General features: G+C 51.6%; 8 protein-coding genes. 6 read left to right on the top strand and 2 right to left on the bottom strand.

The window, feature by feature from the left end; translation table 11 throughout:
* Positions 1-563: LysR family transcriptional regulator (locus G9C99_RS15180; RefSeq protein ID WP_166418374.1), on the bottom strand; the 563-nt coding region annotated here is incomplete at its 3' end.
* A gap of 104 nt (positions 564-667) precedes the next feature.
* Between G9C99_RS15180 and G9C99_RS15175 the strand changes: the two genes are divergently transcribed.
* The 4 genes from G9C99_RS15175 (at position 668) to G9C99_RS15160 (ending at position 6,344) form a co-directional block, all read left to right on the top strand.
* Positions 668-2,329 carry a GMC family oxidoreductase gene (locus G9C99_RS15175; protein ID WP_166418373.1) on the top strand — a complete coding sequence of 554 codons (1,662 nt, stop codon included), beginning with the start codon at positions 668-670 and terminating at the stop codon, positions 2,327-2,329.
* The gene (locus G9C99_RS15170) at positions 2,326-3,540 is read left to right on the top strand and encodes a mandelate racemase/muconate lactonizing enzyme family protein (RefSeq protein ID WP_166418372.1); all 1,215 of its coding nucleotides are present in this window, start codon (positions 2,326-2,328) and stop codon (positions 3,538-3,540) included. The genes G9C99_RS15175 and G9C99_RS15170 overlap by 4 nt, the downstream gene beginning before the upstream one ends.
* 15 nt (positions 3,541-3,555) lie before the next feature.
* Positions 3,556-4,986: an aldehyde dehydrogenase family protein gene (locus G9C99_RS15165; RefSeq protein ID WP_166418371.1), complete on the top strand. Its 1,431-nt coding sequence runs from the start codon at positions 3,556-3,558 to the stop codon at positions 4,984-4,986.
* Between the two features lie 98 nt (positions 4,987-5,084).
* Positions 5,085-6,344: an Hsp70 family protein gene (locus G9C99_RS15160; protein WP_166418370.1), complete on the top strand. Its 1,260-nt coding sequence runs from the start codon at positions 5,085-5,087 to the stop codon at positions 6,342-6,344.
* Positions 6,345-6,376: 32 nt separating this feature from the next.
* On the opposite strand, the gene G9C99_RS18640 is transcribed toward G9C99_RS15160, so the two are convergent.
* Complete coding sequence (locus tag G9C99_RS18640) at positions 6,377-7,354, bottom strand: GGDEF domain-containing protein (RefSeq protein ID WP_166418369.1); 978 nt, start codon at positions 7,352-7,354, stop codon at positions 6,377-6,379.
* A gap of 195 nt (positions 7,355-7,549) precedes the next feature.
* Between G9C99_RS18640 and G9C99_RS15150 the strand changes: the two genes are divergently transcribed.
* A complete protein-coding gene (locus G9C99_RS15150) occupies positions 7,550-9,247 on the top strand; it encodes a sensor histidine kinase (protein WP_231704093.1) in 1,698 nt (565 codons plus the stop codon).
* A 6-nt stretch (positions 9,248-9,253) separates the two neighbouring features.
* A complete protein-coding gene (locus G9C99_RS15145; protein WP_166418367.1) occupies positions 9,254-10,594 on the top strand; it encodes a sigma-54-dependent transcriptional regulator in 1,341 nt (446 codons plus the stop codon).
* Positions 10,595-10,701: the final 107 nt, after the last annotated feature.

The raw sequence follows: 10,701 nt of genomic DNA, 5'->3' as shown, positions 1-10,701 counted from the left end.
TTTTGGGCGACAGTTTGAATATTGAACGCAGCCCCATGCGTTTTCACGTAGTCAGGATGACAGACGACTATCGCATATTCATGGCCAAGGTGGGTGATGGTCCCATCGGTCCAATCGCCATGACCATAGCGAATATCAATATCGCTTTCTTCGTTTATGAAACGGTCAGACCAAACAAATGTCGAAAGCTGAACTTCGATATCGGGGTGAGCCTGCTGGAACTCAGCAAGCCTTGGGGCGATTACGAGTCCGGCGCAAGAAATCGACGCCCGCACTTTGACCACCCGTTTACGCGGCGCGCCGAATAGCCCGTCGGTTGCGATTTGCATATCAGAAAACGATTTGCGGACGGGCAAGGCATAGGCCTGTCCCATTTCGGTAAGCGCGACACCGCGCGGCAACCGATCAAACAGCGGCGCATTGAGGTGTTTTTCCAACAGTCTGATCTGTTGGCTAATGGCCGCAGGTGTAAGGCCGAGCTCTTCTGCCGCCGCGGTAAAACTACGATGACGCGCGGCGGCCTCAAAGGCACGTAACCAGGTGACGTGGGGAAGATCGGACATTTTTACCTTCAATGAAAATGATGGCTTAGATGTAAAATACATTGTTTGCATTAACAATAGCGCCATGCGACCTCTGTGGGACGACACCATTCAGAGGTATAGAAATGGCGCAAAATCCGACGTCTGAAAACTACGACTACATTATTGTCGGGGCAGGTTCAGCTGGGTGTGTGCTTGCGAATAAATTGACAGAATGTGGTCGTCATAAGGTGTTGCTGATCGAAGCAGGCAATAGTGATAGCCGGTTCTGGATTAAGGTGCCGTTGGGGTATGGCAAAACCTTCAATGACCCACAGGTTAATTGGCGATATTCTGCGGCAAAAGATCCGGGTTTGAATAATCGCGAAGCTTACTGGCCGAGGGGTCGGGTGATTGGGGGGTCGAGTTCGATCAATGCGATGGCGTATTTGCGCGGCTTGCCCAATGATTTTGATGATTGGGAACGTGCGGGTGCAACCGGTTGGAACTGGGACGCGGTGCGCCAAACCTATGAGAATCTTGAAACCCATTGTGAAAGAGACGCTTGTGGTCAGCAGTTTACCAGAGGGTCCGGGCCTGTTTGGGTCAGCGATGTCAGTGATCAAATGCATCCCTTTTCTGACCATTTTCTAACGGCTGCCGATGAAATGGATTGGCCTGTTGCGCAAAACCTAAATGGTGCGGAGGCAGAAGGCCTGATGCGCTTGCGTAGCACGGTGAAAAATGCACGGCGTTGGTCGGCAGCAGATGCGTTTTTACGGCCAGCCCAAAAGCGGCCCAACTTACGGGTTATATCCGGGGCGTTGGTTGAACAGGTGTTGGTGACAGAGCGACGGGCGCATGGTGTGCGCTACGTTGTTGGGGGTCAAAAGTTTACCGCAACAACGATGGGAGAAGTGATCTTGTCTGCTGGTTCGGTCAATTCACCGCAAGTATTGCAATTGTCCGGTATTGGGCCTGCGCGCTTACTTAAAACCCATGGGGTTGAGGTCAAGCATGACTTGCCAGAGGTTGGGCAAGGCTTGCAGGATCACTTGGGAATTTCGCACTATTTCCATGCAAATGTGCCGACGTTGAACAATAAGCTGGGCACATGGTTTGCACAGATGCGGTCAGGGGCACGATATCTTTTAACGCGCAAAGGTCCATTAAGTGTACCTGTGAACCAAGTTGGCGGTTTTGTCAGATCAGACAGCACGTGCACAAAACCAGATTTGCAGATTTACTGTAACCCTATGTCTTACGTAACCGATGCAAAGGGCCAAACGGGGGTAGACCCCACCGCCGGGTTTTTACTGTGCGCACAGCCTTGTCGGCCGACGAGCCGGGGGCAGATTGCGATTTCATCGGCTAATCCCACGGATACGCCAGATATTCAGCCTAATTCATTGGCAACGGATCATGATTGCGAAATGGCAGTTAAAGCATGCCGGGTTTTGCAACAACTGGCGCAGACGCCGGCGATCAAAGCGGTCACCAAAACGAGATTAACGCCAGATGTTACAACGATGTCTGGCGATGAGATGCTGCAAAACTTTCGCGAACGGGCTGGTACAATTTTTCACCCCACCAGCACCTGCCGGATGGGAACCACAGGCCAAAATTCGGTCTTAGATGCCCGTTTGCGGGTACATGGTGTGGCGGGTTTACGGGTGGTTGATGCCTCTGCTTTCCCGAATGTAACGTCAGGCAATACGAATGCTCCGGTGATGATGTTGGCGGCCCGCGCCGCGCAGCTCATTCTGGAAGATGCAAAAAACCAAGCGCAACAGGGAGGCGCGAGATGAAACTCGACAAACTAGAAACCTTTGTGGTTGGAAATCCGCCGCCGCGTCATGGCGGGCGCTACTTTATCTTTGTGCGTGTGACGACGGCTTGTGGAATTACGGGGATTGGTGAAATTTATAACGCCACCTTTGGCCCTGATCTCTGTGCGGCGATGGCGCATGAGGTGTTTGAACGGCAGTTCTTTGGCAATGATCCCCACAGTATCGAAAAGATGTGGCGCAGTACTTATGGCGCGGGTTTCACCTTGCGGCCCGATGTGACGGTAATGGGGGTGCTGAGCGGATTGGAAATGGCCTGCTGGGACATTATTGGCAAAGCGGCTGATCAACCCGTCTATCAATTGATGGGTGGCAAAGCACATGAACGTCTGCGCAGCTATACATATCTTTATCCAACGGATGGTGATGTATATCCCGACCCGAATGCGCCGAATGTGTACAACGATGCAGACCTGGCGGCTGAAGTAGCGGTGAAGGCCGTTGAACAGGGCTTCACTGCGGTGAAATTTGACCCAGCCGGCCCCTACACAATCTACGATGGGCACCAGCCGCTGTTGGAAGATCTGGAGCGGTCTGAAAATTTCTGCAAACGCATTCGCGAAGCTGTGGGCACCAAAGCGGATTTGTTGTTTGGCACGCATGGGCAGTTCACTGTTTCCGGGGCAAAGCGCATGGCACGGCGGCTTGAGGCATATGATCCACTGTGGTTCGAAGAACCCATTCCGCCCGAAAGCCCAAGCGACATGGCTGAGGTAGCGCGCTACACTTCGATCCCAATTGCGACGGGCGAACGGCTGTGCACAAAATACGAATTCGCACGCCTGCTAGAGGCGGGGGCGGCTTCGATCCTGCAAATGGATTTGGGGCGCGTCGGTGGCCTGATGGAAGCAAAGAAAATCGCAGCTATGGCAGAAACCCGTCAGGCGCAAATCGCACCGCATCTCTATTGCGGACCGGTTGTGGCCGCCGCGAATATCCAAATTGGAACCTGCAGTCCAAACTTTCTGATCCTTGAATCCATTGGTCGGTTTGATGGGGCTTATATGGATTTTCTTACGACCCCAATCACGTGGGAAGATGGCTATGTCATTCCGCCCACTGCGCCCGGACTTGGGTTTGAATTGAATGACGCAGTTGTAGCAGCAAACCCCTACACCGGAACTGAACTGCATCTCACATTAGACCCTAATCCGGTTACGCCGAGAATTTGAATAGGTGACAGTAGAATGAAAAACCTGAACAAGTTTTACATTGATGGCGCGTGGGTCGATCCGATTTCAGCGACACCATTTGCGATTAAAAATCCGGCAAATAACACGCAAATTGGCGAAGTTTTGCTGGGGTCGGCTGCTGATGTTGATGCTGCGGTAGCAGCGGCGTTGCGGGCTTTTGACAGCTTTTCCAAGACGCCCAAACAAGAGCGGATCGCGCTGCTTGAGAAACTCCGCGACGTATTTGCCAGACGGTTGGATGAGATGGCACAGGCTATTTCAACTGAGATGGGTGCGCCCATTTCAATGGCCCGTGACGCGCAGGCGGGGTGTGGTATTGGCCATATTGAATCCTTCATCAAGGCTATTAAAGAACAGCCAGAGCGTGAAACTCTCCCCAATTCGGATGTGTTGACGCGCGATCCTATCGGGGTGTGTGGTTTGATCACGCCGTGGAATTGGCCAATCAATCAAATTGCGCAAAAGGTAGTGCCAGCTTTGGCGACCGGGGCGAATTGTGTTTTGAAACCATCGGAATACACTCCGCTTTCTGCTGCGTTATTTGTCGAATTTGTGCACGAAGCAGGCTATCCGGCAGGTGTTGTGAATCTGGTGTTTGGCGACGGCCCGAATGTGGGGTCAGCGATATCGCGCCACCCTGATATTGCGATGATGTCGTTTACTGGGTCCACTCGTGCCGGGGTAATGGTGTCAAAAGATGCGGCAGACACAGTGAAACGCGTCACATTAGAACTGGGCGGTAAATCCCCCAATCTGGTCTTTGCCGATGCGGATTTGGATCGTCGCGTTGCTGCGTCCGTTGTTGAATGTTTTTATAACACGGGACAATCCTGCAACGCGCCCACCCGAATGTTGGTGGAACGGTCCTGCTATGATCGTGTGTTGGACATTGCGACCGCTGCCGGGTTGGCGCAAACTGTTGGAAACCCCGCACACGAAGGGGGCCATATCGGTCCGCTTTTTGACGAGATGCAATATCACCGGGTGCAATCGATGATCCAAATGGGGATTGATGAAGGTGCGCGCCTGCTGGTCGGGGGATTGGGTAAACCAACGGGTCATGAAGAAGGATGGTTTGTGAAACCTACAATTTTCGCGGACGTTCACAATGATATGCGCATTGCGCGCGAAGAAATCTTTGGCCCTGTCTTGGTGATCATCCCTTTTGACACCGAAGAAGAAGCCATCAAAATGGCCAACGACAGTGATTTTGGCCTCGCGGCATACCTACAAACCGGGGATGTTGCACGCGCTGAGCGCGTCACGGATCAACTGCGTGCGGGAACTGTTACAATCAATGGAAATAGCACGAATTATGGGTCCCCGTTTGGCGGATATAAACAGTCCGGCATTGGTCGCGAAGGCGGTGTTTTTGGATTGGAGGACTATCAAGAACTAAAGGTACGCGGCGCAATTCGTCTATAAACTTCGCCTCGGGTAACCTTGGGCTTGCTCATCCCGGTTTGTTTTCTGTATAGACGCCGCTCATCATTGGGCGGCGTTTTGGAAAAGGCGGATTGGTTATGCAAACAAAGACTTTGGCAATTGACTTTGGGACGTCCAATTCAGCAGCGGCAGTTCTGCGCGAAGATGGTCTTTATCGTATCCCGATTGAAGGTGACGAAGAAACCCTGCCGACCGCCGTTTTCTTTCCGACAGATGAAAGCACAATGTTGATCGGGACAGCTGCAAGCGCGGCTTTGATCGACGGCGAAGAAGGACGTTACATGCGGTCCTTAAAAAGTGTCCTTGGGCATCCCTTGGCGCGAGAAGAGCGACTGGTTGGCGGACGTCGTCGGACACTGATTGATATTATCACGGCATTTCTGCGCGAAGTACGCCTGCGTGCTGAAAAGAAATCTGGCGATCATTTTAAACATGCGCTGTCCGGGCGGCCTGTGCGGTTTCATTCAGCAGATGCGCAAATGAATGTTCAGGCGGAAATTGACCTGCGCGAATGTTATCTGGCGGCGGGGTTTGAAAGCGTTTCGTTCCTTGCGGAGCCCGAAGCGGCAGCCTTGGCCAGCTATACGCTTAGCCCCAAACACGAAACGGGTATCATTGTTGATATTGGCGGCGGGACGTCAGATTTTACCGTGTTTAAAACCACAGAACACGGCCCCAATATTCTGGCAAGCTATGGTATCCGGTTGGGCGGTACAGATTTTGACCGCTCTGTTGCGCTGACGCATTCTATGCCAATGCTTGGGTTGGGAGGTGAGTTGCGCCGTGAAATGGGCAGCGGTTTGCTTCCGGTGCCGGTGGCGCCCTTTCGGGATCTGGCGACTTGGGCTAAAATTCCCTTTCTCTATAATGCAGAAACGCGACGTTCGATTAAACAAATGCAACAAGTCGCAGTCGAGCCTCAGAAATTTGCCCGCTTTGCAAATGTGTTAGAAGAAGAACTGGGTCATGATCTGGCGTTCGCGGTTGAGCGCGGTAAAATTGCGGCAAACACCAACGAAGCCGGTGGCAAGATTGATATGGGTATTGTTGAAAAGGGCCTGAACGTGCCGATCAACGAACGCTCGATGACTGCGGCATTGGCGCATGACGAAACAACGTTGTCGGCGGCATTGGTGGAGACACTGAAGCTGGCCGGGCTTAATGCCGATCAAATTCAAAGCGTCATTCTGGTTGGCGGGTCTAGCCTGATGTCACTGGTCGCTGGAACCGCAAGCACCCAGTGCCCAAGGGCGGAATTACGGCGGGCTAACGCCTTTACGGCAGTTGTGGATGGGTTGGCCATCGCAGCGGCGAAAAATGATGCAATGGTGGCATAAAACAGTGACGCGGAAGGTTGGGCAATTCGGGATCATGCGCGTGTGACCCTATTGCGGCCATTAATCTTTGATAGGTAAAGATTTTTGTCGGCGCATTGCAGCGCACTTTCAAAGGTTTCGTGGTGTGATAATAGCGTTTCCCCGATACTCACGGTGATGTGGCGTGTGGGTAGGATCGCAGTGGTATCAATACAAGCCCGGATACGTTCTGCCAAATCGGATGTTCCGGCGGAAATAGCCTGACTTTCAAACACTAAAAACTCTTCTCCCCCAATCCTGAACAACAGATCAGATTCTGAGAGCTCTTCTTGAATGAGGCGTGCAATGGCCTTTAACACAATATCCCCAGTGTAATGCCCGCATGTGTCATTTACACCTTTGAAGTCGTCGACATCAATTAAGATGAGAAACGACTGGGAAGGTATAAATTGTCGCGTAAATCGGGTGAGATGACGGCGATTAAAACATCCAGTTAAGGGATCAATGGTGCTCTCTTTGATCAATCGATCATGAAGTTCTTGGGCTTTTGTCGCTGAATACCATGCAAAAATTGCGGTCAGGACAAGAGCGCCAAAAAGGCGGGTAAGCATATTGAAACCTACTCCCTGCATCCACAGAACCGCGGGAATAACTAAGATAAGTGTAATTGTTAGTACTATTCCGGTTCTACGCGTGCCCACCAAGTTAGAAGAAATAATTGCAGGAAATGCCCAATAAGCGCCGGGAAGCCCATAGTAGTAAATTGTTACTACTATGAGAATATCCAGAGAAATCAGCGCGGTCATAATATGCGCTGCAACTAGTGAATTTTGCAGGGATGCGATGATGTATAAGAAAAGCGAGGCCATCAACACCATCTGGGATATGATGAGCAAAAGGTAACCGTTAGAAATACTCTGAAGAGTAAAGACCGCCAAGACAACCAGGCAGCAAACAGCCATGAATTGCTCTATTTTTCGTGTCGTTGCGGTTTCTGCCTGAATTTCGGTAGAAGGTTTTTCCGTTAACACGCAAGCCGCCTTATTAAGTGTACCATTTAAAACGAATGGTCCTCAGAAATGCACATCAAAGCTGGGTTTGCAATCCGTCACGGGCGCGCACTGAGGCTTAGGAAAACGCGTTAACCACAGTTTTTCTAGTTATTTCTTGATTTTAGTGGTGTTTACCTTCAATCGAGATATATGCGGTTTTTACGAAATATCTTTATGATTGTTGCAGCCATTACCGTTGCGACCGGGATTCTTCGAATATCTTACAGTTATTTTGTCTCAGAAGAGTTGGCGATGTCCGAAGGGCGACTCTCTCTTTATCAAAGCACGGTGAACGCTGAATTCGACCGTTTTTCGCATCTGACTTACGTGTTATCGCGCGACACATTTGTGATGCAAACCGCGCAGGGTGGTGAAACAAATGCGCTGAACCAACGGTTAGCAGAATTCACGCAACAGGCGGGGTTGGATGCGATCTATCTGATGGATACGACGGGTCGGACCATTGCAGCATCTAACTACGGTGATGCCTCTAGCTTCATTGATCAAAACTATTCGTTCCGGCCCTATTTTCAACAGGCACTGTTGGGGGGGCAGGGGCGGTTTTATGCTATTGGAACCACCACCGGTCTGCCGGGATACTTTATTGCCGATGCGGTGCGCGATGCCGATGGAGTTATTCGCGGGGTGATCGCGATTAAAATTGGATTTTCTCAGCTTGAAGAAAGTTGGCGTAGATCCGGTGAACAAGTGCTGCTTACGAACGAGGATGGGGTGGTGTTGCTATCGTCTGATCCGGCCTGGCGTTATCAGGTATTGGAAGCGTTAACCGAGACGCAGCGCGCGCATATCGAAAATTCACGTCAATTTTCAGGGCAAGCCTTAGCGCCGCTAGATTGGGTTTCGTTGCCAGATCATCGGGCGGAAATTGCTGGGACGGACCGCTTGCACCTTATGGCGGAAACCTTGCCCCATGGATGGGAATTGCACTATTTTGCCAGCGATGATCGGGCTGTTGCGCGCAGTTGGTTGGTGATAATTTTTGCGGTGTTGTTGGCGGGTATTGCGCTGATATTTTTGCAACGCCAACGCGCCCGTAGAGTTGCGGCCGCGCTACGAAGTTCCGAACAAGAAGAAGCAAAACTGCGCCGGGCGAACGATCGCTTAGCTGTTGAAATTTCAGAGCGCAACACCGCCGAGCGGCGCCTAAAGCGCACCGAACAAGAATTGGAACGCGCTAGTCGCTTGGCCGCATTGGGGCAGTTGTCAGCCTCGGTGACGCATGAGCTTGGTCAACCGATTGCGGCCATGCGAAACCATCTGACCGCTGCCGAGATGAATCCAAAGAAGGCCACAGGTTTAACGTCAAAAATTGGTAGCTTGGTTGACCGAATGGAGGGGATCACCCGCGAGTTAAAATTCTTTGCGCGGTCGGAAAATATTGAATTTAAGGATGTTGATCTAAGCGAGGCACTGCAGGTCGCGCTCGGGCTTGTGGCACCAAATATTGATGCCTATGGAGTCGAGATTCAAACCTTTTTACCCGAAGAGGCCGTTTTGATCCGTGGAAACAAGTTGCGGATTGAACAGGTGATGACCAACCTACTGCGAAACGCGATTGACGCTACCGAAGATAGTGATCGGCCCATTGTTCAAATTACTCTGGAAACAGTCGCCTGCGAAAGTCGTTTAACGATCTCCGACAATGGGCACGGTCTGGGAAAATCCACACTATCTGAGCTTCAGGAACCCTTTGTGACAACACGCGAAAGCGGCCGCGGTATGGGGCTTGGGCTTGCGATTTCCACGAGCATCATTCACGATCACGGGGGCGCCGTGACGGCCAAAAACAACGATGCAGGCGGAGCGGTGTTTGTTGTTTCGTTTCCAATGCCAGACGCAGAGGTCGAATGAATCGCGATGAGTGAAACCCAACATTTCAGCATATTGGTTGTCGAAGATGACAAATCTATGCGGCAATCCCTTATTGAATTGTTAGAAGCTGCTGGCTGGCGGGTCGAGGCCGTTTCACGTGCCAATCGCGCGCTTGAATTACTTGGAACAGCGCTGCCTGATGTCATTCTGTCGGATGTGCGGATGCCGGGTATGTCCGGGTTGGAGCTTTTGCAAAATCTTGATACGGCGCTGTCGCCTCCGTTGGTGTTGATCTCCGCACATGGGGATATCCCGATGGCGGTGCAGGCCATTCAGGATGGTGCCTATAGTTTCATGGAAAAACCCTATGAACCCCGTCGGCTGCTGACGGTTTTGCAACATGCTGCCCAGCAAAATCATATGCGCCAAAGCAATGCACGATTGAAAGCACGGCTTTTTAACTTGTCCGGCCTAGATCGCGTGCTGTTGGGGCAAAGCGATACGGTTACCGATCTTCGGCGTGATATTTTAGATCTTGCCGATACCGAAGCTGCGGTTCTGATCGAAGGTGAAACAGGAACCGGTAAAGAACTGGTTGCGCGCGCCCTACATGACCTGAGCGGGAGCGCAGATGCACCGTTTTTAGCGCTCAACTGTGCGGCGCTTTCGCCCGAAACGTTTGAAACGGAAATGTTTGGCGTCAGTGGCCAATCTGAGGGCCGTTTGCTAGCAGCATCTGGCGGGACTTTGTTTTTGGATGAAATTTGCTCCTGCCCGATGGTTGTACAGGCCAAATTGCTTAGGGTGATCGAAGAAAAGATGGTTCTGCCCGTTGGGGCGCCGCGCCCGGTTCCTGTGACATTCAGGGTGGTTTGCGCAACCAACGAAGACCCACATCTGGCGGTAGAGGATAACCGGCTTAGGCAGGATTTATTGTTTCGGATCAACACGGTTGTACTAAACATTCCGACGCTACGTCAAAGACGTGATGATTTGCGATTGCTCGCGACACATTTTTTGACGGAATACGCCCGCGTTTACGAAGTCGAAACGCCAAATATTACCCAAGATGACCTGGCCGCGTTATTAGCACATGATTGGCCCGGCAATGTGCGGGAATTGCGCAATGCCTGCGAAAGGCGTGTTTTGGCTGCGCGCCGCGGAGGTGGATCAATGGCGCTTGCGATTGGCAGTGATCAAAACTTCGATGAGGTTCCCGATACATTGCGCGAAGCCGTTGCTGCATTTGAATTAGAGCTGATCAGCAAGGCCATTAAGGCGCATCAGGGACGAATGGATGCAGCGGCCGAAGCTTTGGGCATTGGGCGACGAACCCTAAACGAAAAGATTGTGAAACTCGGTTTAGACAAAGACGCATTGCTTTGAAATTTGCCCTGCGGATTTCCGCAGGCGGGCGCGTAATCCTTGCGCGGTTTCCTTCATAGGCAAACTACCATGCAGACGAAATAATGCAGGATATCATTATCCGCATG

The organism is Cochlodiniinecator piscidefendens (assembly GCF_011326755.1).
GTDB lineage: Bacteria > Pseudomonadota > Alphaproteobacteria > Rhodobacterales > Rhodobacteraceae > Cochlodiniinecator > Cochlodiniinecator piscidefendens.
The sequence above is the reverse complement of the archived record's forward strand: the minus strand, read 5'-3'. Positions and strand labels throughout refer to the sequence as shown.

What these genes read in the sequence shown, in the direction of transcription:
- G9C99_RS15175 (WP_166418373.1), top strand. Translation starts at nt 668, where the DNA reads ATGGCGCAAAATCCGACGTCTGAAAACTACGACTACATTATTGTCGGG.
- G9C99_RS15170 (WP_166418372.1), top strand. Translation starts at nt 2,326, where the DNA reads ATGAAACTCGACAAACTAGAAACCTTTGTGGTTGGAAATCCGCCGCCG.
- G9C99_RS15165 (WP_166418371.1), top strand. Translation starts at nt 3,556, where the DNA reads ATGAAAAACCTGAACAAGTTTTACATTGATGGCGCGTGGGTCGATCCG.
- G9C99_RS15160 (WP_166418370.1), top strand. Translation starts at nt 5,085, where the DNA reads ATGCAAACAAAGACTTTGGCAATTGACTTTGGGACGTCCAATTCAGCA.
- G9C99_RS15150 (WP_231704093.1), top strand. Translation starts at nt 7,550, where the DNA reads ATGATTGTTGCAGCCATTACCGTTGCGACCGGGATTCTTCGAATATCT.
- G9C99_RS15145 (WP_166418367.1), top strand. Translation starts at nt 9,254, where the DNA reads ATGAGTGAAACCCAACATTTCAGCATATTGGTTGTCGAAGATGACAAA.